The organism is Kocuria sp. U4B, assembly GCF_054875615.1.
Map to the genome: position 1 here is coordinate 3473984 of NZ_CM142180.1, position 24808 is coordinate 3498791.

Consider the following 24808-nt stretch of genomic DNA (forward strand, 5'->3'; position numbering starts at 1 on the left):
TCATGTAGTTTCTTTAGCAAACGGGCTGTCCGTCCCACCGCGGGGCGGGGGCTGCGGCCCGTCGTGACGAGGAGGAACTACATGGCACTGCGTCCGTTGACCGACGACGAGCGGGCCGCTGCGCGGGAGAAGGCCACGAAGGCGCGGACGGCCCGCGCCGACGTGAAGAAGGGCCTGCGGGAGCGCTCGCTGACGATCGCCGAGATCCTGGACCGCGCCGACCGGGACGAGGCCGTGAGCCGGCTCAAGGTCTCGGACCTCCTCGAGTCCACCCCCGGGATCGGCAAGGTCCGCTCGGCGGCCATCATGGACGATCTCGGCATCGCCCGCACCCGCCGGCTGCGCGGGCTCGGCGTGCACCAGCGCAAGGCCCTGATCGAGTACTTCGACCGCTGAGCCCCGCCCGGCGCCCGCCGGCCCCGCCCCCGTCCGCGGACCGGAGGGGGCCCCGGCGGGCGCCGTCGGGACCACGGCGCCGGATCGGCTAGATTGGGAGGACCACCCCACCCCCAGGAGGATCTCCGTGAGCCCTGCCGCGCCCCGCGCCGAGCGCCCGTCCCTCACCGTGCTCGCCGGCCCCACGGCCGTGGGCAAGGGAACCGTCTCGACCTACGTCCGGGACCACTACCCGCAGGTCTGGCTCTCCGTCTCCGCGACCACGCGCGCGCCCCGGCCGGGCGAGACGGACGGCGTGCACTACTTCTTCGTCTCCGACGACGAGTTCGACGTGATGGTCCGCGACGGCCGGATGCTGGAGTGGGCCGTCGTGCACAACTCCCACCGCTACGGCACGCTGCGCTCCACCGTGGAGCAGGCGCTCGAGGCGGGGCGCAGCGTCCTGCTGGAGATCGACCTGCAGGGGGCCCGCCAGGTGCGCAGCACCATGCCGGAGGCGAACTTCGTGTTCCTGGCCCCGCCCAGCTGGGACGAGATGGTCGCCCGGCTCGTGGGCCGGGGCACCGAGACCCCGGCGCAACAGCGGCAGCGGCTGGAAACCGCTAAACTGGAGCTCGCGGCCGAGCCGGAGTTCGACCACACCGTCGTCAACGACCGCGTCGAGCGCGCCGCCGCCGAACTCGTGTCGCTCATGGGCCTCGACCCCGAGCAGACATCCTGATCCCCGTCCACCTCGTTTGGAGCAATCGCTTGTCATCCCACACCGAAGGCATCATCAACCCGCCGATCGACGCCCTGCTGAAGAAGTCCGACTCCAAGTACGGGCTCGTGATCTTCGGCGCGCGCCGTGCCCGGCAGATCAATGCCTACTACTCGCAGCTGCACGAGGGCCTGTTCGAGTACGTCGGTCCGCTCGTCGACACCCAGCTCAACGAGAAGCCGCTGTCCATCGCCTTCCGTGAGATCGACGAGGCGCTCATCGAGGGCCGTCCCGTCGAGCACGCCGGCTTCGCCGAGAACGGGCAGCTGACCACGGAGCAGGACCTGGCCGCCGACGTCTTCGGCGCCGACTTCTTCGCCCAGGGCACCGAGGACGACGCCGCGGCGTTCGCCGCCGACACCCCGTTCTCCGCCGACGCGGCCGTGGACTTCTCCTCCGGGGACCCCCTGGGCGACCTGCCCGGCGGGCTCCAGGACACCCCCGACAACGGTGCCGGCGACGCGGGCGACTCCGTTCCGCCGGAGCCGGGCCAGGCCCCCGGGGACCTCCGGGACCTGTGAGCCGGACCCGTCCCGCCCGGCGGGCGGTCGCCGCGTGAGGGTCGTCCTCGGCGTCGGCGGCGGCATCGCCGCCTACAAGGCCGCCCTGCTGCTGCGCCTGTTCACCGAGGGCGGCCACACGGTCGTGCCCGTGCCCACCGAGTCCGCCCTGAAGTTCGTGGGCGCCCCCACGTGGGAGGCCCTGTCCGGGCAGCGGGTGAGCACCGACGTCTTCGAGCGGGTGGACGAGGTCAACCACGTCCACCAGGGGCAGTCCGCCGACCTCGTCGTCGTGGCCCCGGCGACCGCCGACGTCCTGGCCCGCGCCGCGCACGGGCACGCCGACGACCTGCTGACGACCACGCTGCTGGCCACGCGGGCCCCCGTGCTGTTCGCCCCGGCCATGCACACCGAGATGTGGCTCAACCCGGCGACGCAGGCGAACGTCGCGCTGCTGCGCGCCCACGGGCACACCGTGCTGGAGCCCGCCGTCGGCCGGCTCACCGGCCCCGACTCGGGCCCGGGCCGGCTGCCGGACCCCGAGCTCATCCACGCCGCCGCCCTGCGCCTGGTGGCGCGCGCGGAGGACGCCGCGGCCGGCCCGCTGGCCGGTGCCCGCGTGCTCGTCAGCGCCGGCGGCACCCGGGAGCCGCTGGACCCGGTGCGCTTCCTCGGCAACCGCTCCTCGGGCAAGCAGGGCGTGGCCCTCGCGGCCGCCGCGCGCGACGCCGGCGCCGACGTCGTGCTCGTGGCCGCGCACCTGGAGACCCCCGTGCCCCCGGGGGTCGAGGTCGTGCACGTCGGCACGGCCGAGCAGCTGCGCCGGGCGTGCGTGCGCGCGGCCGCGCGCGCCGACGTCGTGGTGATGGCCGCGGCCGTCGCCGACTACCGCCCCGCGACGGTCGCCGCCGCGAAGATGAAGAAGGCCGAGGACGGGTCCGACCCCGTCATCCGGCTCGTGCGCAACCCGGACGTCCTGCGGGAGCTCGTGGACCTGCGCAACACCGCCCGCCGCCGACAGCTCGTGGTGGGCTTCGCCGCCGAGACGGGCGACGACGGGACGGACCCCCTGACGTTCGGGCGGCAGAAGCTCGTCCGCAAGGGCTGCGACCTGCTGGCCGTCAACCAGGTGGGGGAGGACCTCGTGTTCGGCCAGGACGCCACGGCCGTCACCGTGCTTTCCGCCGCCGGCGGCCCGGAGCAGGTGCTCGAGGGGACCAAGGCCGACGTGGCCCGCGGCCTCGTCGAGCGGATCGCGCAGGAGCTGGCGGCCGTGCGCGCCTGAGCGCCCGCCGCAGCCCCGGCCCGCCCGCGCTGTGCCGCCGGCCGCGCTGTGCCGTCCGGGGCGGCGGGTAGTGTGGTCTCCCGTGAGCGAGACGACCCAGCACCTGAGACTGTTCACCTCCGAGTCCGTCACGGAGGGCCACCCCGACAAGATCTGCGACCAGATCAGCGACTCCATCCTCGACGACCTGCTGCGCCAGGACCCCGAGTCCTCCGTGGCCGTCGAGACCATGGTGACCACCGGGCTGGTGCACGTGGCCGGGGAGGTCAAGACCCGCGGCTACGTGGAGATCCCCAACGTGGTGCGCAAGTGCCTGCTGGACATCGGCTACAACTCCTCGGTGCACGGCTTCGACGGCGAGTTCTGCGGCGTGTCGATCAGCGTGGGCGAGCAGTCCCCGGAGATCTACGAGGGCGTGTTCAACTCCCTCGAGGTGCGCGAGGGCACGGCCGTCGACGCCCGGGACGCCCAGGGCGCCGGCGACCAGGGCATCATGTTCGGCTACGCCTCCAACGAGACGGAGGTCCTCATGCCGGCGCCCATCTGGATCGCCCACCGGCTCTCCGAGCAGCTCACCCGCGTGCGCAAGACCGCGGTGCTGCCCGGGCTGCGCCCCGACGGCAAGACCCAGGTCACCCTGGGCTACGACGGCCACCGCCCGGTGGCGGTGGACACGGTGGTGGTCTCCTCGCAGCACGTCGAGGGCTACGACCTCGACCAGCTCGCCTCCGACCTGCGGCAGAGCGTGATCACCCCCGTGCTCGAGGAGTCGGGGCTGGACCTGTCCGCCACCCAGGTGATCATCAACCCCGCCGGCAACTTCGTCCGGGGCGGCCCGGTGGGCGACGCCGGGCTCACCGGGCGCAAGATCATCGTGGACACCTACGGCGGCATGGCCCGCCACGGCGGCGGGGCCTTCTCCGGCAAGGACCCCTCGAAGGTGGACCGCTCCGCCGCGTACGCGATGCGCTGGGTCGCCAAGAACGTGGTGGCCGCGGGCCTCGCCGAGCGCGCCGAGGTGCAGGTCGCCTACGCCATCGGCCGCGCCGCCCCCGTGGGGCTCTACGTCGAGACGTTCGGCACCGAGACGGTCGACCCGGCCCGCATCGAGCGGGCCATCCGGGAGGTCTTCGACCTGCGCCCGCTGGCGATCATCGAGGACCTCGACCTCAAGCGCCCCATCTACGCCCGCACCGCCGCGCACGGGCACTTCGGCCGCACCGACCCCGAGTTCACCTGGGAGCGCACCGACCGCGTCGAGGACCTGCGCTCCGCCGCCGGGGTGTGACCGTGTCCCCGGAGGAGTCCCCGGCCGCCGCGCAGACCCCGCGGCAGCTGTCCCTCCTCACGGGGTTCCCCCCGCGCCCGGCGCGGCCCGACGCGAAGGGCGTGGGTGCCGCGCTCCTCGCCGAGCTCGACCCCGTGGCGCGGGTGCTGCTGGACACGCACGTCCCGCACCTGGACCGCCCGTTCGACTACGCGGTGCCGGCCGAGCTCGCGGACGCCGCCGTGCCCGGGGCCCGCGTCAAGGTGGGCTTCGCCGGCCAGGAGCTCACCGGCTTCGTCCTGGAGCGCGTCGCGGACTCCCAGGTGAGGCAGCGGCTGCAACCGCTGCGCCGGGTGCTCTCGGCGCTGCCGGTCCTGTCCCCCGAGATCGCGCGGCTGGCCGAGGACGTGGCCGCGCGCTCGGCCGGCACGGTCGCCGACGTCGTGCGCGTGGCCGTCCCGCCGCGGGTCGCGCGCGTGGACAAGGAGCTCGAGCAGCGCCTGGCCGAGGACCCCGGGCACTCCACGGGCCTGTCCCCGCACGCCCCGGCCCCCTCCCACGACGCCGCGCTGGCCGACTACGCCGGCGGGTCCGCCTTCCTGGCCGAGCTCACCGCCGGGGGCGCGCCCCGGGCCGTGGCCGAGGTGCTCCCGGCCCACCCGGCCCACGACTGGACCGACGTGCTCGCCGCGGCCGTCGGCGCCGCCTGGCGGGCCGGGCGCGGAGCCGTGGCGGTCGTGCCCGACCAGAAGGCGCTGGCCCGGCTCGAGCGCGCGGTGGCCGACGAGATCGGCGCCGAGCACCTGGTGCGACTGCACGCCGACGACGGGCCCACGCCCCGCTACCGGGCGTTCCTCGCCGCAGCCACCGGCCGGGTGCGGGTGGTGCTGGGCACCCGCTCCGCGGCCTACGCCCCCGTCGACGACCTGGGGCTGGTGTGCTGCTGGGACGACGGCGACGAGAACCTCGTGGAGCAGCGCGCGCCCTACCAGCACGCCCGCGACGTGCTGCTGCTGCGGGCCGGGCGCAGCGGGTGCGCCGCCCTGTTCGCCGGCCACGCCGTGAGCCCCGAGGCGCAGCGGCTCGTGAGCACCGGGTGGGCCCGGCGGATCGCCCCGGAGCGGGACGTGCTGCGCGCCTTCATGCCGCGGATCGTCTCGACCGCCGACTCCTTCCACGCCGCCCGCGACCCCCTGGCCAGCCGGGCGCGGCTGCCGGAGACCGCGTTCCGCGCCGCCCGGGCCGGACTGGAGCACGGACCGGTCCTCGTGCAGGTGGCCCGCGCCGGCTACGCCCCGCACCTGGCGTGCGAGCGCTGCCGCGAGCCGGCCCGCTGCCGGCACTGCGAGGGCCCCCTGGGGGTCGGCTCCCGCCGCGGCGTCCCGCGCTGCGGGTGGTGCGGGCGCTCCGCCCACGGCTGGACGTGCACCGCGTGCGGGTCCCGGCGGATGCGCCTGGTCACGGTGGGGGCGCTGCGCACCGCCGAGGAGCTGGGCCGGGCGTTCCCGCAGGTGCCCGTGGTCGCCTCCTCGGGCGACGCCGTGCGCCCCGAGGTGGGCGCCGCCCCGGCGCTGGTGGTGGCGACCCCCGGGGCCGAGCCGGTCGCGGAGGGGGGCTACGCCGCGGCCCTGCTGCTGGACGGCAACCAGATGCTCATGCGCCCGGCCCTGCGGGCGGCCGAGCAGACGCTGCGCCGCTGGTGCAACGCGGCCGCTCTCGTGCGCCGGGCCCGGGACGGCGGGGTCGTGGTCGTCACCGCGGAGCACGAGAGCGCGGTGGGGGCCCTGGTGCGCTGGGACCCCGCCGGCCACGCCGAGCGCGAGCTCGCCGAGCGCCACGCCCTGGGCCTGCCGCCCGCGGTGCGCTCGGCGGCCCTGACGGGCCCGGCGGCGGCCGTCGCCGCGTTCCTGGCGGACCTCGAGCTGCCCGGGGCCGTGCGCGTGATCGGCCCGACCCCCCTCGAGGACCACGAGCCGGGCCCCGGCGGGGAGCCGGCCCCGCACCGGGCGCTGCTGTTCTTCGGCTACGGGATCGCCGGGGAGGTCACCCGCCGGTTGCGGGCCGCCCGGGCCAAGGCCTCCGCGCTGCGCAAGCACCCGCCCGTGCACGTGCGCTGCGACGTCACCGACCTGCTCTGAGCGCCCCGGTCCGCCGGGGCCTTGGCGGGCGGGCCCGGGTGTGGTTGGTTGGTCCCACGCGGCGGCGCCGCCGCGGCCGTCACGCCGGGAGGTCACCGTGGGAGATGAGGTCCGCGCCCGCAGCTACACGCGGGAGGAGCGCCAGCGCTACCGGGAGAAGGTCCGCCGGGACCTCGACGTCTTCGAGCTGATGCTCACCCGCAGCTCCTTCGAGTTCGACCGGCCGATGACCGGGCTGGAGATCGAGCTCAACCTCGTCGACGAGCGCTTCGACCCGCACTTCCGCAACGCCGAGGTGCTCGCGGCGATCGCCGACCCCGGCTACCAGACGGAGCTGGCGCAGTACAACATCGAGCTCAACGTCCCGCCGCGGCCGCTGCCCGGCCGGGCCGCCCTGGAGCTCGAGGAGGACCTGCGCGCCTCGCTCAACGCGGCGGACGCCAAGGCCCGCGAGATCGGCTCGCGGCTGCTGGCGATCGGGATCCTGCCCACGATCATGCCCGAGCACTACCAGCAGGAGTGGATCAGCGACAACAACCGCTATGCGGCGCTCAACGACTCGATCTTCGTGGCGCGCGGCGAGGACATCCGGCTCGAGATCGCGGGCCCGACCGGGGAGCGGGTCGAGACGTGGTGCGACTCGATCGCCCCCGAGTCGGCGTGCACGAGCGTCCAGCTGCACCTGCAGGTCGCCCCGTCGGAGTTCGCGGCCCACTGGAACGCTGCCCAGGCGCTGTCCGCCCCCCAGGTCGCGCTGGCCGCGAACAGCCCGTTCTTCTTCGGCCGGCGGCTGCACGCCGAGACGCGGATCGAGCTGTTCAAGCAGGCCACGGACACCCGCCCGGTCGAGCTGCGCAACCAGGGCGTGCGCCCGCGGGTGTTCTTCGGGGAGCGCTGGATCACCTCGATCTTCGACCTGTTCGAGGAGAACGTCCGCTACTTCCCGGCGCTGCTCGCCGAGTGCTCCGACGAGGACCCGATGGCCAAGCTGCTGGCGGGCGTGGCCCCGCAGCTGTCCGAGCTGCGGCTGCACAACGGGACCGTCTACCGCTGGAACCGGCCGATCTACGACGTCGTGGGCGGCATCCCGCACCTGCGGGTCGAGAACCGGGTGCTGCCCGCGGGGCCCACGATCGCGGACGTGCTCGCGAACGCCGCGTTCTACTACGGCGCCGTGCGCGTGCTGGCGCGCCAGGAGCGGCCCGTGTGGACGCGGATGAGCTTCGCGGCGTGCGCCGAGAACTTCGCCCGGGCGGCGCGGGACGGCATCGACGCGAGGTTCTACTGGCCCGGCTTCGGGGAGGTCTGCGCCGACGAGCTGGTGCTGCGCCACCTGCTGCCGCTGGCCCACCAGGGCCTCGAGGAGTGGGGCGTGGCGCCGGAGGTGCGCGAGCGCTACCTCGGCATCGTCGAGGCGCGCTGCGTCGCCGGGGTCACCGGAGCGACGTGGCAGACGCGCGCCGTCGAGCGCCTCGAGGCCCGGGGCGCGGACCGGCGCACCGCGCTGCGGCGCATGCTCGGGCTCTACGCGGGCCACATGGACGGCAACGCGCCGGTGCACACCTGGCCGCTGCCCTGACGCGCCCGACCGCGGCCCGGGACGGGCGCGGTCACCGGCGGGCCGAGCGGCGCTCGTGCACGCCGCGGGCGACCTCCACGAGGGTGCGCGCCGAGCCGGCCCACGAGTACGCCCGGGCCCGTTCCAGCCCGGCCAGCACCTGCGTGCGCCGCCGCTGCGGGTCCTCGAGGGCGCGCACGGCGGCGGCGAAGGCGGCGTCGTCGCCGGCGGGCGCGTAGGAGGCGCCGGAGCCGGCGACCTCCCGGAAGATCGGCAGGTCGCTGCACACCACCGGGGTGCCGGCGGCGAGCGCCTCGACGACCGGCAGGCCGTAGCCCTCGGCCCGGGAGGCGGTCAGCAGCGCGGACGCCCGGGCGAGCAGCGCGGCGTAGTCGTCCTCGCTCACCCCGTCGTGGACCACGACCCGCGCGCCCGGGGGCACCAAGGCCTCCAGCTCGGCGCGCCGGGACGGGGAGATCCCGGAGAGCAGGTGCAGCTCGTGGTCGGGCAGCCGTCCCGCCGCGCGGACGAGCGTCTCGACGTTCTTGTAGGGCAGGAACGCGCCCATGTAGAGCAGCAGCTTCTCCCGGCCCGGCAGCCGGGCGAGGGCCTCGGCGTCGCCCAGCACGGAGCCGGGCTGCGGGGCGTTGGGCACGACGTGCACGGGCCGGCGGGTGAGCCGGTGGGCGGCCATGAGCTCCCGGGTGGTCGCGGAGACGGTGACGACGGCGTCGGCACGGTCGAGCAGCACGCGCTGCGGCCACCAGGCGCGGTGGTAGAGCCGCCAGCCCGCGCGCACGGGTGCCGGCAGGTCGGCGGGGGGCTGGGGGTGGTCGTAGTAGATGAGGTCGTGCAGGGTGAGCACGAGCCCGTGCCGGCGGCCCGCGGAGCCCATGGTCTGCATGGGGGAGAAGACCACGTCGGGGCGGTGCCGGTTGAGGACCAGGGCCGTGGCGGCCTCGGCCGCCGAGACCGGGGAGGGTCCGAGCACGTGCGGGACGTCCGGGAGCATGGCCAGCTGCCGCGGGTCGCTGACGAGCATCGCGAGGTCGAGGCCCGGGTCGGTGGCGGCGAGCCCGGCCGTGGCCTCGATCAGCCCCGCCCCGTAGCGGCTGATCCCGTCGTGGCGGCCCAGCCGGGTGTAGCGGGCGTCCATGAGCAGCCTCATCGGCGGGCCCCCCCGTGGCGCCGGCGGCGGACGGCCCGCTGCAGCCCGGTCAGGGGCGCGGTGAACGGGCCGGTGAACGGCCCCGTGGTCGGGGCGGTGAGGTCCGCGGGCGGCAGCTCCCGGTGCAGGGCGGCGGGCCCGCTGCCGGGAGGCGGGGCGCCGGCCGGCTGGGGGGCGACGGTGGGCTCGGGGGCGGGGGAGGCGAGGAAGTCGTGGACGAGCTCGGCCGTGCGCTCGGGGGCCTCGTAGTGGATGAGGTGCCCGACCCCGTCGAGGACCTCGAGGCGGCGCCGGGGGATCCAGGAGGCCATCCGCCGCTGCGCGGCCACGGAGCCGAGCTCGTCGTCCGCGCCGACGACGAGCAGCGTCGGCATGCCCAGCTGCATCGCGACCTCCGCGACGGTGGAGGAGACCGACGCCCGGTACGCCTCGAGCAGCACGTCCCGGTTCGCGAACGCGGAGAAGTAGGCCCGGTGCTGGTGGCGCACGTAGCGGCGCACCGCGGGGTCCGGGGACTTGGTCATGACCTCGCTCATGGCGTCGGTGACGGTCCCGCTCGCCAGCAGCCGCCGGCCGAGGCCGGCGGGCAGCACCCGGCCCAGCCGGTAGTAGGCGACGGCGAGGCGGCTCAGCGCCGCCTGGGAGCCCTCCAGGGCCGGCTCGCAGATGGGGTTCACGAGCACCAGCCGCTCCACCATGGCGGGGTGGGCGGCGGCGAAGTGGGCGGCCACCACGGACCCGAAGGAGTGGCCCAGCAGCGCGACGCCGGGCCCGGTGCCGTCCCGGGCGGGGCCGTCGTGCACGGCGCCGCCGGTGAGGGCCTCGAGGAAGCGGTGTAGGAACCCCGCGTAGCCGGCGACGTCGTGGGCCCGGTCGGGGAACGGCTCGGAGCGGCCGAAGCCGGGCAGGTCGGGGACGACGACGTGGTAGCGGTCCCGGAGCCGGTCGGCGATCAGCTGCAGGCCGTGGTGGTCGCCGCGGAACCCGTGCACCAGCACGAGCAGGGGCTTGGGGGTGCGGTCGACGTCGTAGAACCAGTAGCGCACCCGGTGGCCGTCGAGCACGACGCTGCGCCGCTCGGCGTACGGGTCGTGCAGCCGGACCCGGGGCGCGGGGGTGTCCGGCGGTGTGTCCGGCGGTGTGCCCGGCGGTGTGCCCGGCGCGGTGTCCGGCATGGTTCCTCCCTGCGGGCCGGTGCTCGCCCGGTGGTCGCGGCCCGCTGACGATGCTAGCGGGCGGGCGGGGGACCGCGGGCCGGGGCGCCGGTGCCGCTGGGCTACCATGGGACGGACTCCACCACCGTTACCACCGTCGGCGCGCGCCGGGGTCCCGTGATGCCCGCGCGCCGCCCACACGACCGTGCGCGGCCCGCACCCGGGCCGGCGCCGGTCCCACCGACCGCGAAGGCGAGGACCGTGACCGAACAGCTGCACACGACCGAGACCACCGGGTACGACTTCCGCGCCATCGAGGCGAAGTGGCCGTCGTTCTGGACGGAGCAGAGGGTCTTCGAGCCGCTCGACGACGGGTCCCGGGAACGCCGCTACGTGCTGGACATGTTCCCCTACCCCTCCGGGGACCTGCACATGGGCCACGCCGAGGCGTTCGCGATGGGCGACGTCGTGGCCCGGTACTGGCGCCAGCGCGGCTACGACGTCCTGCACCCGATCGGCTGGGACTCCTTCGGGCTGCCGGCCGAGAACGCGGCGATCAAGCGCGACGCGCACCCCGCCGAGTGGACCTACGCGAACATCGAGACCCAGAAGGCCTCCTTCCAGCGCTACGCGATCAGCGCCGACTGGTCCCGGGAGATCCACACCTCCGACCCGGAGTACTACCGGTGGACGCAGTGGCTGTTCCTGCAGTTCCACGCCAAGGGCCTGGCCTACCGCAAGAACTCCCCGGTCAACTGGTGCCCCAAGGACCAGACGGTGCTCGCCAACGAGCAGGTCGTCAACGGCGCGTGCGAGCGCTGCGGCACCCCGGTGACGAAGAAGGCCCTGAACCAGTGGTACTTCAAGATCACCGACTACGCCGACCGGCTGCTCGACGACATGGCGCAGCTGGAGGGGCACTGGCCCGAGCGCGTGCTGGCCATGCAGCGCAACTGGATCGGCCGCTCCGAGGGCGCCCACGTGCACTTCACGATCGAGGGCGCCGGCGAGGGCGGGACCGACCGCGACGTCACCGTGTTCACGACCCGCCCCGACACGCTCTACGGCGCCACCTTCTTCGTGGTCGCCGCGGACGCGGACCTGGCGCAGGAGATCGTCGCCCCCGAGCACGCCGAGGAGCTGGCCGCCTACCGCGAGCAGGTCAAGGCGCTGTCCGACATCGAGCGCCAGGCCACCGACCGGCAGAAGACCGGGGTGTTCCTGGGCCGCCACGCCCTCAACCCCCTAACCGGGGAGAGGCTGCCCGTGTGGGCCGCCGACTACGTGCTCGCCGACTACGGCACGGGCGCGATCATGGCGGTGCCCGCCCACGACCAGCGCGACCTCGACTTCGCCCGCACCTTCGGCCTGCCGGTGCGCGCCGTGCTGGACACCGGCGAGGAGGACCCGGCCGTCACCGGGATCGCCACCACCGGCGAGGGCACCCTGATCAACTCCGGGGAGCTGTCCGGGCTGGAGAAGGCCGAGGCCATCGAGCGCGCCGTCGCCGTGGTCGAGGCCGCGGGCACCGGCGAGCGCCGGGTCAACTTCCGGCTGCGCGACTGGCTGCTCTCCCGCCAGCGGTTCTGGGGCGCGCCCATCCCGATCGTCCACTGCGCGGCGTGCGGGGAGGTGCCCGTGCCCGAGGACCAGCTGCCCGTGCGGCTGCCCGACGACCTGCGCGGCGAGCAGCTGGCCCCCAAGGGCCGTTCCCCGCTCGCGGCCGCCGAGGAATGGGTCAACGTCGAGTGCCCGGCGTGCGGCGGGCCCGCCCAGCGGGACACCGACACCATGGACACGTTCGTGGACTCCTCCTGGTATTACCTGCGCTTCGCGTCCCCCACCGACGAGAACGCCGCGTTCGACCTCGAGCAGACCCGCAGGTGGCTGCCCGTGGACCAGTACGTGGGCGGGGTGGAGCACGCCATCCTGCACCTGCTGTACTCCCGGTTCTTCACCAAGGTCCTCTACGACCTCGGCCTCGTGGAGTTCACCGAGCCGTTCAAGGCGCTGCTGAACCAGGGGCAGGTGCTCAACGGCGGCAAGGCGATGTCCAAGTCCCTGGGCAACGGCGTGGACCTCGGCGAGCAGCTCGACGAGTTCGGCGTCGACGCCGTGCGCCTGACCATGGTCTTCGCGTCCCCGCCCGAGGACGACGTCGACTGGGCGGACGTCTCCCCGCAGGGCGCGCAGAAGTTCCTGGCCCGCGCCTGGCGCCTGGCCCAGGACGTCGCCTCCGCGCCCGGCACCGACCGGGCCGCCGGGGACCAGGCCGTGCGCCGGGCCGCCCACCGGGCCGTCGACGACGCCGCGCAGCTGCTCGACGGGGGGAAGTTCAACGTGGTCGTCGCCAAGACCATGGAGCTCGTCAACGTGGTCCGCAAGGCCATCGACTCCGGCTGCGGGCCCGCCGACCCCGCCGTGCGCGAGGCCGTCGAGGCGGTCGCGGTCCTGCTCTCGCTCGTCGCCCCGTACACCGCCGAGGACATGTGGCACGCCCTGGGCCACGAGGGCTCCGTCGTCGTCGCCGGCTGGCCCGCGGTCGACCCCGCCCTGCTCGTGGACGACACCGTGACGGCCGTCGTGCAGATCAAGGGCAAGGTCCGGGACCGGCTCGAGGTGCCCGCGGACATCACCGAGGACGCCCTGCGCGAGCTCGCCCTGGCCTCCGAGGCGATCCGCCGCCAGCTGGGCGACGCCGAGATCCGCAAGGTGATCGTGCGCGCGCCCAAGCTCGTCAACATCGTCGCCTGAGCCGGGTGGTGGGCCCGCGCCGGACCGCCGTCGTCACCGACGACGCCGCCGCCCTGCCCCCCGCCTGGCGGGAGGCCGCCGCGCGGGAAGGCGGGCTCGCCGTCGTGGAGCTGCCCGTGCTGGTCGACGGCCGCCCCCTGCCCGCTCCCGGGGACGGCACCCCGCAGGAGCTGCTCCGGGCGGTCGCCGAGGGACACCCGGTGACCACGTCGCGGCCGTCCCCGGGCCGGTTGCGGCGGGCCTACCAGCAGTTCCAGGACGCCGGGTACGACGGGATCGTCTCCGTGCACCTGTCGGGGGAGCTGTCGGGGACGGCCGGGTCGGCCCGGATCGCCCGGCAGGGCGTCGACGTGCCGGTCACGGTCGTCGACTCCCGTACCGCCGCGATGGCCCAGGGGCTCGGGGTGCAGAGCGCGTGGCGCGCGGCCGGGACCGGGGCGGACGGGGAGCAGGTCGCCGCCGCCGCCCGCGAGGGCAGCCGGGACGCCGCGCTGCTGCTGTGGGTGCCCTCCCTCGAGCCCCTGCGCCGGGGCGGGCGAATCGGCCCGGGCGCGCCGGACGCGCTCCCGCAGCCGGGGTCGCTGCTGAGCGTCTCCGGCGGGAGGCTCGTGCCCGCCGGCACGCCCGGCGCGCCCGCCCGGGCCCGGTTCGGCGCGCTGGTGGGCGCGGCCCTGGCCGCCGCGGAGCCCCGGGACCCGGTGCTGGTGATGCACCACCTGGGCGACGGGCCCGCCGCCCGGGAGCTCGGCGAGGAGCTCGTGGCCGCGCACCGGCCCGGCGCGCGGCTCGTGGTCTGCCCGCTGCCGCCCGTCCTGGCGGCCCACGTGGGCCCGGGCGCGTGCGCCGCCGTCGTCGAGCGCCACCGCCTCCCCGCACTGCCGCCCTCCGTCGCCCGGCGGCGCTGAGCCCCGGCGTCCGGGCTCCCCAGAGCCCTCCGTCCGCCCGCGCCGTCCCCAACCCGGGCCCGGGCCGCTCCGTGGCGGACCCCCAGGGCGTTGGCTGGGCACCATGACCGGCACCGTCCACCCCAGCCGACGCCGTCCGCCGTCCGCCGAGCCCGCTCAGCGGACCGGGCCTCCTGAGCCCACCGGGCGGACCGGGCCGGGCGGCAGCCCGCCCGGGCGGCTGTCCGCGCTGCTGGCCGAGGCTTCCGCCCGCGCCCCCGCGGCCCCCGGGCCCGCACCGTCCGGGACGGAGGGCCCCGCCCACCGGTGGCACGTCGCCGCGCGCACCCGGGTGCCGCGGTCCCTGCTGCTGCTCGTCCTGGCCGCGCTGGCGGTCCCCGCGTGGGCGGTGCTCGGTCCCGGCTCCGCCGGCGACGCGGCCCCCGGTGCGGAGCCGGGGGAGGGACCGGCCCTGGCCGAGGTCGAGGCGCCGGGATCGGCGCCCGGAGCCCCGCCCGTTCCTGCCGCCCCGCCCGTTCCTGCCGCCCCGGGCGGCTCCGCCCCACCGGGCGCCGGGCCCTCCGCCTCACCGGGCGCCGGGCCCTCCGCGGCGCCCTCACCGGGTGGGACGCTGCTCGTGCACGTGACCGGGGAGGTCGCCCGCCCCGGCGTCGTGGAGGTCGAGCCCGGGGACCGGGTCGTGGACGCGGTCGAGGCCGCCGGGGGGCTCACCGGGGCGGCCGTCACCGAGGGCGTCAACCTCGCCGCCCCCGTCGCCGACGGCCAGCAGGTCCTCATCCCCGACACCCGCCCCGCGCCGCCCCCGGCAGCCCCGGGCACGCCGGACCCGGGTGCCACGCCCCCGGACCCGGCAACCGCCGCCGGCGCCGCCTCCGCCGACGGCGCCGGGCTGCTGGACCTCAACACCGCCACCGCCGCGGACCTCGAGGCGCTGCCCCGGGTGGGGCCCGTGCTCGCCGAGCGGATCGTGGCGTTCCGGGAGCAGAACGGGGGCTTCGCGTCCGTGGCCGACCTCGACGCCGTGGAGGGCGTCGGCCCCGCGCTCATGGAGGCGCTCACCCCGCTGGTGACCGTGTGAACGGCCCCGCCGGGTGGTGGGCGCGGGCCCTGGAGCACCAGGAGCACCGCGACGCCCGCGCCCCGGGGCGCACCTGGGACCTGCGGCTGCTGCCCGCCGCGCTCGCCGCGTGGGCGACCGCGCTGCTGGGCACCCGTCTGCCGCCGGGGCAGGCGGCCCTCGGGGGCGGCGCGGTCCTCGGGCTGCTCGCCCTCCTGGGGGCCGTCCTCCCGCCGCTGGTGCACCGGGCGGTCCGGGCCCTGCACCGCGGGCCGGGGAGGGCCTCCGCCGTCCGCCGCTCACGGGGTGCTGTGCCGTGGTCCGCGCTCGGGCTCGCCGCCCTCGCGGTGGCCGCCGTGCTCCTCGGCACGGCCGCCGAGCGCCGTCCCCTCGCCGACGGGGCGCTGGGCGAGGCCCTCGCCGGGGGCGGGAGGTTCACCGTCACCGCGCAGGTGCTCGAGCCCCCGCGCCCGTGGGCGTCCGCCGGGCCGGACGCCCACGGGCGCGGGCGAGGACCGCACCGGCGCCGTGGTCCGAGTGCGCCTCGACGAGGTGGTCCGGGGCGGGCGGGGCGAGGCGGCCGGGGTGCCGGCCACCGTCGTCGCCGACGGCCCCGGCTGGAGCGCCCTGACCCCCGGGGCCCGCATCTCCGCGGTGCTCGAGGCCCCGCCCGCCCCGCGCCCCGGAGCCCTCGTGCTGCGCGCGGCCGCCGCGCCCAGCACACTGCCCGCCGAGCGGCCCCCCGCCCGGGAGGCGCTGCGCGGGCGCTTCGTCCTGGCCACGGCCGGGCAGGGCCCCGACGCCGCGGCCCTGCTCCCCGGGATGACGTTCGGCGAGCGGGCCGGCCTCGGACCCGAGCTGGAGCAGGCCATGCAGGACACCGGCCTGACCCACCTCACCGCCGTCTCCGGCTCCAACTGCGCCCTCGTCACGGCCCTCGCCGGGCACGCCGCCCTCGCGCTGGGGGCGGGCCGGCGCACCTGCCTGCTCACGGGCCTGGGCGCCCTGGCCGCGTTCGTGGCCCTCGTCGGCCCGGACCCCTCCGTGCTGCGCGCCTCCGTGATGGGCGCCCTCGGCGCGCTGAGCCTGCTCACCGGGCGCGCCGCTGTCTCCCTGGCCACCCTCGCCGGGGCCGTGGTGGCCCTGGTCGTGGCCCGGCCCGCGCTCGCCGCCGAGCTCGGGTTCGTGCTCTCGGTGCTGGCCACCGCGGGGATCGTGGTCAGCGGCCGGCCTCTCGCGCGCCTGTTCGGGGCCCGCGTCCCCGAGGTGCTGGGCGTGGCCGTCGCGATCCCCGCGGCCGCCCAGCTGTGGTGCGCGCCCGTCCTGGTGCTCCTCCAGCCCGCCGTGCCGGTGTACTCCCTGCCCGCCAACGTCCTGGCCGGGCCGCTCGTGCCCGTCGTGACGGTGTGCGGACTCGCCGGGCTCCTGCTGCTGGGCGTGCCCGGGGACGCCGCCGCGGACGCCGCCCTGCTCCCGCTGGGCGCGGGGGCCGTCGGCGCGCGCCTGGTCGCCGGGATCGCCCGCGTGCTCGCCGCCGCGCCCGGGGCCCTCCTGCCGTGGCCGGAGGGGCCCGCCGGGGTGGCGCTCATGGGCGTTCTCGCCGCCACCGCCGTGCTCGGCGTGCACGCCCTCGACGTCCGGCGCCGCCGGCCCCGGCCCTCCGCCGGGACGCTGCGCGACGGTCCCGCACCCCCGGCGCGCTCCGAGGTGCACCGGCGCCTGCTGGCGCGGCGGCGCCGGAGGCGGCGCGCCCTGGTCGCCGGTGCGCTGCTGGTCGTGGTCGTCGTGCTGGGCCTGCGGGCCCTGGCCGAGCTGCGGCGGCCCCCGCCCGCGTGGGAGGCCCTGGTCTGCGACGTGGGCCAGGGCGACGCCGTGCTGCTGCGCACGGGCCCGGACCGGGCCGTGCTCGTGGACACCGGCCCCGACCCGCGGGCCCTGGACCGGTGCCTGCGCCGCGGCGGCGTGCGGGAGCTGGAGCTGGTGGTGCTCACGCACGCCCACGCCGACCACACCGGCGGGCTGCCCGCCCTGACCCGGCGGGCGGGCGTGGCGGAGGTCTGGTACTCCACCGCCGCACCGGACCCACCCGCGGAGATCGCCGCCGCCCTGCCCGCCGTTCCTGTGCACCGGCCCGCCCCGGGGGAGACCCGCTCCTTCGGGGTGCTGCGGCTGACGGTGCTCGCCCCCGCGGGAGCCGCCGCCCGACGGTGGGGGCCGCCGTCGTCGTCGGAGGAGAACGACGCGTCCCTGGCCCTGCGCGCCGAGCTGACCGGCCCCGACGGCAGCACCGTCTCGTGGCTGCTGACCGGGGACCTCGAGGAGGCCGGGGCGCGCGCCCTCGTGCGCGCCGCCGGCCCGCTCGCCGACGTGGACGTCCTCAAGGTCTCCCACCACGGCGCCCGCAACGGCGGCACCGGCGTCGTCGACGCCGCGAGCCCCCGCCTGGCCGTGGTCTCCGTGGGCCGCGACAACGACTACGGCCACCCCCACCCGACGATCCTCGCCCACCTCGAGGCGCGGGGTGTGCCCCTGCTGCGCACCGACCGGCACGGCAGCGTCTACCTGCTGCCCGGCGGGGACCGCCTGCGGGCGCTGCCCGCCGGGCCCTGAGCCCGCCTGCGCTGCTGCCCGCCTGCGCTGCTGCCCGCACCGCCCCCGCCCGGAGCCGTCCCCGGACGCCCCCGGCCGTGAGAAGCTGGGACCACACCGACCCCACCACCGAAGGACGCGGCCATGACCCCACCACGGCGCCCCGCTCCCGCCGCCACCGGACCCACCTGGCGGGACGTCGAGCCGGCCCCGCTGATCCTGCTCACGGGCCCCGAGGACTACCTGGCCGCCCGTGCGCGCGACCGCGTGCGCGCCGCCCTCAAGGACCGGCGCGGGCCCGTGGAGCTCAGCGCCGTCGACGCCGCCGCCTACGCCCCCGGTCAGCTCGTCGCCCTCGCCAGCCCCTCCCTGTTCGACGACGCGAAGCTCATCCACGTGGCGAACCTCGCCGCCATGAACGACGAGCTCCTCGCCGACGGGCTCGACTACGTCAAGGCCCCCGACCCGGACGTCGTCGTCCTGTGGGAGCACAGCGGCGGCAACCGCGGCAAGAAGCTTCTCGACGCGCTCAAGGCCGCCGGCGCCGTGGTCGTCGAGTGCAAGCCTCTGAAGTCGGACCGGGACAAGAGCGAGTTCATCCTCACCGAGTTCCGCTCGCACCGCCGCCGCATCGACCCGGACGCAGCCCGCGCCCTGGCCGCGGCCGTGGGCAGCAGCACCGCGGAGCTCGCCGCCGCGTGCGCGCAGCTGCTCTCGGACGGGCCCGAGACGATCACCTTCGACGACGTCGAGAAGTACTACGGCGGGCGGGTCGAGGCCACCGCGTTCAAGGTCGCCGACGCGGCGCTGGCCGGGCGCACCGAGGCCGCCCTCAAGCTGTGGCGCCAGGCCCTCGACACGGGCGTGGACCCCGTGCCCATGGTCGGGGCCCTGGCCGCCAAGCTGCGCACCATCGCCCAGGTGCACGGCACCCGCGGAGGCTCCGGCCAGCTCGCCCAGCGGATCGGGGCGGCCCCGTGGCAGGTGGAGCGCGCGCAGGAGGAGTCACGGCGCTTCTCCGAGGCGGACCTGGTGCGGATGCTGGGCGCCCTGGCGGAGGCCGACGCCCAGGTGAAGGGCGAGGGCCGGGACCCGGCCTACGCCGTGGAGCGGGCCATCACCACGATCGCCCTCGCCGGCCGGCGCTGACCCGGCGCCGCCCGCCGCCGGTGCGGCGCCGGGCGGGACGCGGTCGTGCCGGGCGACGGAACAGGCCCCGTCCCGGAGAGGGACGGGGCCTGTTCCGTGCGCCCGCCGGAGCGGGCGCGGTTCGCGGGGAACCGGGAATCAGATCTTGGCGACGCGCTTGGCCAGACCGGACTTCTTGTTGGCCGCGTTGTTCTTGTGCAGCACGCCCTTGCTGACGGCCTTGTCCAGCTTGCGGGCGACGTTGCGCAGAGCGTCCTGCGCGGCGTCCTGCTGGCCGGCGGCGACGGCCTCGTCGACCTTGCGGATGAGGGTCTTCAGCTCGGACTTGTAGGCGTTGTTGCGGAGGCGCGACTTCTCGTTGGTGAGGATGCGCTTCTTCTGGGACTTGATGTTGGCCACGTGTAACTCCTTGGCGATGGATGCGGAATTCGGTCAGTGAGGGCAAACAGGCCGGTCATGAGACTGAGCGGGAGCGGGGACACCCGAGTGGCGGCCGACCTGCAGTGCCCGACGACCAGCGCGGACACACAGCAGAAAAGTCTAGCAGACGCCGCCCCGCTCCCGGGTCCGCGCCGCCGCGCGGCACGGGCCCGGGCAACGGATGGTGCGGGTCAGGGCCGCCGGCGCACCAGCTCGGCCGCGACCCGGTCGAAGCGCTCCACGGGCAGCACCGCGCCCTCCCGCCGGACGTCGGCCGGCAGCACCCGGACCACCCGGTCGAGCTTCACCTCGGAGGCCCGGCCCCGCCGGTCCCACGGCCCGGTGCCGACGTCGACGTAGTCGGGGTTCCGGGTGGCGTGGTTGGTGCGGTCGCGGGAGGTGAGCATGAGGCACAGCAGGTGCTCGCCGGCCCGGTCCACGACCAGCACGGGGCGGTCCTTGCCGCGGCCGTGGTCCTCCTGGAAGGGCACCCAGGTCCACACGATCTCGCCGGGGTCCGGCTCGCCGTCGGACAGGGGCCGGTAGACGGGACGGACGGGTCCCCTCCAGTCGCCCGGGTACGGCGCGGAGAGCCTGCCGCGGTGCGCAGCCGCGTCGGGGCCCGGCCCCGCGGGTGCGGCGGGCCCGCGCCGCGGTGCGGACGTCCCGGCACCTTCGCCCGCGGAGTGCCGGTAGGCGTCCAGGGCGCGCACGGCGAGCCGGCCCAGGGCGCGCAGGTTCAGCTTCATGCGCCCACTCTAGCCACGGCCCCGGGCCGTGCCGGGGCGGTGGGGGGCCAAATGGCCCCCCACCGCCAAACGTGGGAAACTGGACAGCTGAATCACCGGCACGGTCCCCGTTGCCGACCGTCCCAGGACCTCCCCGGAAGCGCCCCGCGCCTCCCGAGAAAGGACCGCCCGTGTCACCGCTGGCCGTCAACGCCCCGGTTCCCGCCTCGACCGACCCGTCGATCCTCCGGAACTTCTGCATCATCGCCCACATCGACCACGGGAAGTCCACGCTCGCCGACCGCATGCTGCAGGCCACCGGGGTCGTGACCCCCCGGGAGATGAAGGAGCAGTACCTCGACCGGATGGACATCGAGCGCGAGCGCGGGATCACCATCAAGTCCCAGGCCGTGCGGATGCCCTGGAACGTCGCCGGCGCCGACTACGCGCTGAACATGATCGACACCCCGGGCCACGTGGACTTCACCTACGAGGTCTCCCGCTCCCTGGCGGCCTGCGAGGGCGCCCTGCTGCTCGTCGACGCCGCGCAGGGCATCGAGGCGCAGACCCTGGCCAACCTGTACCTGGCCATGGAGAACGACCTGACCATCATCCCGGTGCTGAACAAGATCGACCTGCCCGCCGCCCAGCCGGAGAAGTACGCCGAGGAGCTCGGCAACCTCATCGGGGCCGACCCGGAGGACGTGCTGCGGGTCTCGGGCAAGACGGGCCAGGGGGTGGAGGCCCTCCTGGACCGCATCGTGGAGCTGGTCCCCGCCCCGCAGGGCGACGCGGACGCGCCGTCCCGGGCCATGATCTTCGACTCCGTCTACGACACCTACCGCGGCGTGGTCACCTACGTGCGCGTGGTCGACGGGAAGCTCAGCCCCCGGGAGCGGATCCGGATGATGTCCACCGGCGCGCAGCACGAGCTGCTGGAGATCGGCGTCATCTCGCCCGAGCCGAAGCCGAGCGCCGGCCTGGGCGTGGGCGAGGTGGGCTACCTCATCACCGGCGTGAAGGACGTGCGCCAGTCCCGCGTCGGCGACACGGTGACCAACCACCAGCGGCCCGCCAGCGACTCCCTCGGCGGCTACGAGGACCCCAAGCCCATGGTGTTCTCCGGGCTGTTCCCGATCGACGGCTCCGACTACCCGGTGCTGCGCGACGCCCTGGACAAGCTCCAGCTCAACGACGCCGCGCTGGTCTACGAGCCCGAGTCCTCCGCGGCCCTGGGCTTCGGCTTCCGCTGCGGCTTCCTGGGTCTGCTGCACCTGGAGATCGTCCGTGAGCGCCTCGAGCGCGAGTTCAACCTGGACCTGATCTCCACCGCCCCGTCCGTCAGCTACAACGTCACCCTCGAGGACGGCACCGAGCGGGTCGTCACCAACCCCTCCGAGTTCCCGGCGGGCAAGCTCGCCGAGATCCGCGAGCCGATGGTCGCCGCGACCGTGCTCGCCCCCTCCGAGTTCATCGGCGCGATCATGGAGCTGTGCCAGACCAAGCGCGGCCAGCTCAAGGGCATGGACTACCTCTCCGAGGACCGGGTGGAGCTGCGCTACCGCCTGCCGCTGGCCGAGATCGTCTACGACTTCTTCGACCAGCTCAAGTCCCGCACCAAGGGCTACGCCTCCCTGGACTGGAAGGCCGAGGGCGAGGAGGCCGCCGACCTCGTCAAGGTCGACATCCTCCTGCAGGGCGAGCCGGTGGACGCGTTCAGCGCCATCACCCACCGGGACAAGGCCTACTCCTACGGGGTGATGATGACCGGCAAGCTGCGCGAGCTCATCCCGCGCCAGCAGTTCGAGGTCCCCATCCAGGCCGCCATCGGCTCCCGCGTCATCGCCCGCGAGAACATCCGCGCGATCCGCAAGGACGTGCTCTCCAAGTGCTACGGCGGCGACATCTCCCGCAAGCGCAAGCTGCTCGAGAAGCAGAAGGAGGGCAAGAAGCGGATGAAGATGGTGGGCCGGGTCGAGGTCCCCCAGGAGGCGTTCGTCGCGGCCCTGTCCTCCGACGAGCCCGGCGACAAGAAGGACAAGAAGAAGTAGTGTCCCCCGCCCAGCCCGACGGGCTGCCCGCCCCCCTCGACGGGCGCCTGCCCGCCTCCGCCGCGGCAGGCTCCGCCGGTCGCTCCCTGAGCCTCTACGTGCACGTGCCGTTCTGCGCGGTCCGCTGCGGGTACTGCGACTTCAACACCTACACCGCGACCGAGCTCGGCCCGGACGTCTCCCAGGACGTCTACGCCGCGGACGCGGCCGCCGAGGTGCGCTGGGCCCGGCGCGTGCTCGAGGACTCCGGGGTGACCGTGCGGCCCCTGCACAGCGTGTTCTTCGGCGGCGGCACCCCCACGCTGCTGCCCGCCGCGGACCTCGCCGGGATCCTCGCCCAGGCGCGGGACACCTTCGGCCTCGCCGACGGGGCCGAGGTCACCGTCGAGGCGAACCCGGACTCGGTCACCCCCGGGTCGCTGCGCGTGCTGGCCGACGCCGGCGTCACCCGCGTGTCCTTCGGGATGCAGTCCGCCGTCCCGCACGTGCTCGCGGTGCTCGACCGCACCCACGACCCGGACAACGTCCCGCGCGCCGTGGCGTGGGCCCGCGAGGCCGGCCTGGGCGTGAGCGTGGACCTGATCTACGGGGCGCCGGGGGAGTCCCTCGCCGACTGGGAGCACTCGGTGCGCACCGCCGTCGGCTACGCGCCGGACCACGTCTCGGCGTACTCCCTGATCATCGAGGACGGCACGAAGCTCGCCGCCCGGACGCGCCGCGGCGAGGTGGCCCCCATCGACGAGGACGACCAGGCCGACAAGTACGAGCTGGCCGACCGGCTGCTCGCCGCGGCCGGCTACGAGTGGTACGAGGTCAGCAACTGGGCGCGCCCGGCCGGCGCGGACGGGCGCGCCCACCGCAGCCGGCACAACCTCGCCTACTGGCACAACCAGGACTGGTGGGGGATCGGCCCCGGGGCGCACTCCCACGTGGGCGGCACGCGCTGGTGGAACCTCAAGCACCCCGTGCCCTACACGCACCGCGTGCGGGCGCAGCACTCCCCGGCCGCGGGCCGGGAGGTCCTGGACGCGGCCACCCGCCACCTCGAGCGGGTGATGCTGGAGGCGCGGATCCGCGACGGCCTGCCCGTGGCCGCCCTCGACGACGACGGCCGCACCGCGGTGGCCGGGCTGATCGCCGACGGGCTGGTCGAGCCGGCGCACGCGCTGCGCGGGACGGTGGTGCTCACCCTGCGGGGCCGGCTCATGGGCGACGCCGTGGTGCGGCGGCTGCTCGGCTGACCCGCGGCACGGGGCCGGGAGCGCTCAGCGGCGCGCGGCGCGCTCCCGGGAGCGCTGCTGCAGCCGCTCCCCGATCCGGTCGTAGAGGCGGGTGTTGTAGCGGTAGACGTAGGGCTCGCCCCGGTTGACCTGGATGCCGCCGGCGAGGGAGCTCACGGCGAGCAGCACCCACGCCGCGGCGGCCGCGAGCGCGAAGAGCCACCCGATGAACGGCACGGGCGCCACCAGCGCCCCCACGACGACCACGAGCGAGGGCAGGAGGGTGAAGTTCATGGCCTCCTTCGCCTCCTGCTCCGTGAACCGGCCCCGGCCGCGGAAGACGCGGTGGATCAGGAAGGACGGCAGGAACCCGCCGACCCCGCCGAAGTGCGCGAGGGTCGCCCACTGGCGGTCCTCGGCGACGGTCAGCGGCTGCGCGACGGGGGTGATGCCCTCGAAGGGCGACTCGGCGCTCTCTCGGCTCGATCGGGGGTCGGTCTGAACGGGCAACGGGAGTCCTTCAGCGGCGGGACCGCGGCGGGCGCGGTCGGTGGATGGCGTGGACCCATCGTACCGGCCGGACGCCCGGTTCTCCGGGCGTCCGTGACGCCGTGTGTGCCTTTGTGACGTGACGTCGGTCGCCGGCCCGGCCCGGTGCGCTCCGGTCCGTGCGGAGGACGCACGGGGCTCAGGCGCCGGGGGCGGTGAGGAAGTCGATGAGCTCCTCCACCCGGCCCAGCAGCGCCGGTTCCAGGTCGGCGTAGCTGTCCACGCGGGCGAGGATGTGCTGCCACGCCCGGCCCAGGTCGCCGGGGGTGCGGTGGGGCCAGCCGAGGGCCGCGGCGGTGCCGGTCTTCCAGTCGGTGCCGCGCGGAACGGCGGGCCACGCGTCGATGCCCAGCGCGCCCGGCTTCACCGCCTGCCAGATGTCCACGTAGGGGTGGCCGAGCACCAGCACGTTGCCGGCCGCCCCGGGCAGGCGCATCGTGCGCTCGGCGATCCGGGACTCCTTGGAGCCGGGCACGAGGTGGTCCACCAGGACGCCCAGCCGGCGCCCCGGGCCGGGGCCGAACTCCTGCACCGCGGCGGGGAGGTCGTCCACGCCGTGCAGCGGCTCCACGACGATGCCCTCGACGGCGAGGTCGTGGCCCCAGACCTTGGCGACCAGCTCGGCGTCGTGGTAGCCCTCGACCCACACGCGGGAGGCCTTGGCCGTGGAGGCGCGCAGCCCCTCCACGGCCACCGACCCGGAGCGCGTGCGGGCGGGCTTGCGCGCGGCCGGGGCCGAGCGCGGCTCGACGACCACCACCGGCGCGCCCTCCAGCAGGAAGCCGGGGCCCAGCGGGAACGCCTTGACGCGGCCCCGGCGGTCCTCCAGGCCCATGACCCGCATCCCGCCGATGGTCTCCAGCGACACGACGGCGCCGACCCAGCCGGTGGTGACGTCCTCCAGCAGCATCCCCGGCGCGACCGGCACCTCGGCCGAGACGGGCCGGCGGCGGGCGAGGGCGTCGTCGTCGAGGCTGCGCGGGCCCCAGCCGTAGTCGCTCATGGTCGTCCTCCCCGGTGCCGGCCCCGCGCGGGCCGCGCGGATCAGCCGGAAGCGTACCAAAGGGCCGGCGTCCCCGGGGTCCGGCACGGGGGCTACACTGGAGCGCATTGGCACTGTGCGCGCCCGAGTGCCAGGACGGCGGGCGCGGGGACCGACC

The 24808-nt window shown here is 75.9% G+C and carries 21 protein-coding genes; 14 read left to right on the forward strand and 7 right to left on the reverse strand.

Annotated features, from left to right (window positions below):
- Positions 1 to 81: 81 nt before the first annotated feature.
- From mihF to ACYSMR_RS16160, 7 genes are all read left to right on the forward strand, one after another.
- Positions 82 to 396 (forward strand): integration host factor, actinobacterial type, encoded by a 315-nt coding sequence (gene mihF / locus ACYSMR_RS16130; RefSeq protein WP_251332649.1) that lies wholly within the window; start codon positions 82 to 84, stop codon positions 394 to 396.
- A gap of 127 nt (positions 397 to 523) precedes the next feature.
- Positions 524 to 1117 (forward strand): guanylate kinase, encoded by a 594-nt coding sequence (gene gmk / locus ACYSMR_RS16135; RefSeq protein WP_309126214.1) that lies wholly within the window; start codon positions 524 to 526, stop codon positions 1115 to 1117.
- A gap of 29 nt (positions 1118 to 1146) precedes the next feature.
- Positions 1147 to 1677 carry a DNA-directed RNA polymerase subunit omega gene (rpoZ, locus tag ACYSMR_RS16140; protein WP_309126215.1) on the forward strand — a complete coding sequence of 177 codons (531 nt, stop codon included), beginning with the start codon at positions 1147 to 1149 and terminating at the stop codon, positions 1675 to 1677.
- 34 nt (positions 1678 to 1711) lie between these two features.
- Positions 1712 to 2941, forward strand: a complete 1230-nt coding sequence (gene coaBC / locus ACYSMR_RS16145) for a bifunctional phosphopantothenoylcysteine decarboxylase/phosphopantothenate--cysteine ligase CoaBC (protein WP_309126216.1) — start codon at positions 1712 to 1714, stop codon at positions 2939 to 2941.
- Between the two features lie 82 nt (positions 2942 to 3023).
- Positions 3024 to 4229, forward strand: coding sequence for a methionine adenosyltransferase (gene metK / locus ACYSMR_RS16150; RefSeq protein ID WP_251332645.1), 1206 nt, complete (start codon positions 3024 to 3026; stop codon positions 4227 to 4229).
- Positions 4226 to 6346 carry a primosomal protein N' family DNA-binding protein gene (locus ACYSMR_RS16155; RefSeq protein ID WP_461746515.1) on the forward strand — a complete coding sequence of 707 codons (2121 nt, stop codon included), beginning with the start codon at positions 4226 to 4228 and terminating at the stop codon, positions 6344 to 6346. The genes metK and ACYSMR_RS16155 overlap by 4 nt, the downstream gene beginning before the upstream one ends.
- A gap of 97 nt (positions 6347 to 6443) precedes the next feature.
- A complete protein-coding gene (locus ACYSMR_RS16160) occupies positions 6444 to 7925 on the forward strand; it encodes a glutamate-cysteine ligase family protein (protein WP_251332643.1) in 1482 nt (493 codons plus the stop codon).
- A 31-nt stretch (positions 7926 to 7956) separates the two neighbouring features.
- On the opposite strand, the gene ACYSMR_RS16165 is transcribed toward ACYSMR_RS16160, so the two are convergent.
- A complete protein-coding gene (locus tag ACYSMR_RS16165) occupies positions 7957 to 9072 on the reverse strand; it encodes a glycosyltransferase (RefSeq protein WP_309125924.1) in 1116 nt (371 codons plus the stop codon).
- Positions 9069 to 10247 carry an alpha/beta fold hydrolase gene (locus tag ACYSMR_RS16170; RefSeq protein ID WP_461746518.1) on the reverse strand — a complete coding sequence of 393 codons (1179 nt, stop codon included), beginning with the start codon at positions 10245 to 10247 and terminating at the stop codon, positions 9069 to 9071. The genes ACYSMR_RS16165 and ACYSMR_RS16170 overlap by 4 nt, the downstream gene beginning before the upstream one ends.
- A 240-nt stretch (positions 10248 to 10487) precedes the next feature.
- Here ACYSMR_RS16170 and leuS point away from each other — a divergent pair, with 240 nt between their 5' ends.
- The 3 genes from leuS to ACYSMR_RS16185 all read left to right on the forward strand — a co-directional run bounded on the left by leuS (position 10488) and on the right by ACYSMR_RS16185 (position 14963).
- Entirely contained in the window at positions 10488 to 12980 is a 2493-nt protein-coding gene (gene leuS / locus ACYSMR_RS16175; RefSeq protein WP_309125926.1) for a leucine--tRNA ligase, read from the forward strand.
- A gap of 5 nt (positions 12981 to 12985) precedes the next feature.
- Positions 12986 to 13885, forward strand: a complete 900-nt coding sequence (locus tag ACYSMR_RS16180; RefSeq protein WP_309125927.1) for a DegV family protein — start codon at positions 12986 to 12988, stop codon at positions 13883 to 13885.
- A gap of 103 nt (positions 13886 to 13988) precedes the next feature.
- The gene (locus tag ACYSMR_RS16185) at positions 13989 to 14963 is read left to right on the forward strand and encodes a helix-hairpin-helix domain-containing protein (protein WP_461746521.1); all 975 of its coding nucleotides are present in this window, start codon (positions 13989 to 13991) and stop codon (positions 14961 to 14963) included.
- 278 nt (positions 14964 to 15241) lie between these two features.
- On the opposite strand, the gene ACYSMR_RS16190 is transcribed toward ACYSMR_RS16185, so the two are convergent.
- Positions 15242 to 15463 carry a hypothetical protein gene (locus ACYSMR_RS16190; protein WP_461746523.1) on the reverse strand — a complete coding sequence of 74 codons (222 nt, stop codon included), beginning with the start codon at positions 15461 to 15463 and terminating at the stop codon, positions 15242 to 15244.
- A gap of 7 nt (positions 15464 to 15470) precedes the next feature.
- Here ACYSMR_RS16190 and ACYSMR_RS16195 point away from each other — a divergent pair, with 7 nt between their 5' ends.
- Both ACYSMR_RS16195 and holA read left to right on the forward strand, forming a co-directional pair.
- Complete coding sequence (locus ACYSMR_RS16195) at positions 15471 to 17552, forward strand: ComEC/Rec2 family competence protein (protein ID WP_461746525.1); 2082 nt, start codon at positions 15471 to 15473, stop codon at positions 17550 to 17552.
- Positions 17553 to 17675: 123 nt separating this feature from the next.
- On the forward strand, positions 17676 to 18680 hold the full coding sequence (holA, locus tag ACYSMR_RS16200) for a DNA polymerase III subunit delta (RefSeq protein ID WP_461746527.1): 1005 nt from the start codon (positions 17676 to 17678) through the stop codon (positions 18678 to 18680).
- Between the two features lie 138 nt (positions 18681 to 18818).
- Here holA and rpsT read toward each other — a convergent pair whose 3' ends face one another.
- Positions 18819 to 19079, reverse strand: coding sequence for a 30S ribosomal protein S20 (gene rpsT, locus ACYSMR_RS16205; RefSeq protein WP_251332634.1), 261 nt, complete (start codon positions 19077 to 19079; stop codon positions 18819 to 18821).
- A gap of 212 nt (positions 19080 to 19291) precedes the next feature.
- Complete coding sequence (locus tag ACYSMR_RS16210; protein WP_251332633.1) at positions 19292 to 19849, reverse strand: type II toxin-antitoxin system PemK/MazF family toxin; 558 nt, start codon at positions 19847 to 19849, stop codon at positions 19292 to 19294.
- A gap of 170 nt (positions 19850 to 20019) precedes the next feature.
- Here ACYSMR_RS16210 and lepA point away from each other — a divergent pair, with 170 nt between their 5' ends.
- Together lepA and hemW are read left to right on the forward strand one after the other, a co-directional pair.
- Complete coding sequence (gene lepA / locus ACYSMR_RS16215) at positions 20020 to 21879, forward strand: translation elongation factor 4 (protein ID WP_251332632.1); 1860 nt, start codon at positions 20020 to 20022, stop codon at positions 21877 to 21879.
- Positions 21879 to 23120, forward strand: coding sequence for a radical SAM family heme chaperone HemW (gene hemW / locus ACYSMR_RS16220; protein WP_461746530.1), 1242 nt, complete (start codon positions 21879 to 21881; stop codon positions 23118 to 23120). The genes lepA and hemW overlap by 1 nt, the downstream gene beginning before the upstream one ends.
- 24 nt (positions 23121 to 23144) lie before the next feature.
- Here the strand turns inward: hemW and ACYSMR_RS16225 are convergent, their stop codons facing one another.
- Together ACYSMR_RS16225 and ACYSMR_RS16230 are read right to left on the reverse strand one after the other, a co-directional pair.
- Positions 23145 to 23609 carry a DUF4870 domain-containing protein gene (locus tag ACYSMR_RS16225; protein WP_251332630.1) on the reverse strand — a complete coding sequence of 155 codons (465 nt, stop codon included), beginning with the start codon at positions 23607 to 23609 and terminating at the stop codon, positions 23145 to 23147.
- A 178-nt stretch (positions 23610 to 23787) separates the two neighbouring features.
- On the reverse strand, positions 23788 to 24651 hold the full coding sequence (locus tag ACYSMR_RS16230; protein ID WP_309125850.1) for a DUF3097 domain-containing protein: 864 nt from the start codon (positions 24649 to 24651) through the stop codon (positions 23788 to 23790).
- Between the last annotated feature and the right edge of the window lie 157 nt (positions 24652 to 24808).

What these genes read in the sequence shown, in the direction of transcription:
- mihF (WP_251332649.1), top strand. Translation starts at nt 82, where the DNA reads ATGGCACTGCGTCCGTTGACCGACGACGAGCGGGCCGCTGCGCGGGAG.
- ACYSMR_RS16165 (WP_309125924.1), bottom strand. Translation starts at nt 9,072, where the DNA reads ATGAGGCTGCTCATGGACGCCCGCTACACCCGGCTGGGCCGCCACGAC.
- ACYSMR_RS16170 (WP_461746518.1), bottom strand. Translation starts at nt 10,247, where the DNA reads ATGCCGGACACCGCGCCGGGCACACCGCCGGGCACACCGCCGGACACA.
- ACYSMR_RS16185 (WP_461746521.1), top strand. Translation starts at nt 13,989, where the DNA reads ATGACCGGCACCGTCCACCCCAGCCGACGCCGTCCGCCGTCCGCCGAG.
- holA (WP_461746527.1), top strand. Translation starts at nt 17,676, where the DNA reads ATGACCCCACCACGGCGCCCCGCTCCCGCCGCCACCGGACCCACCTGG.
- ACYSMR_RS16210 (WP_251332633.1), bottom strand. Translation starts at nt 19,849, where the DNA reads ATGAAGCTGAACCTGCGCGCCCTGGGCCGGCTCGCCGTGCGCGCCCTG.
- ACYSMR_RS16230 (WP_309125850.1), bottom strand. Translation starts at nt 24,651, where the DNA reads ATGAGCGACTACGGCTGGGGCCCGCGCAGCCTCGACGACGACGCCCTC.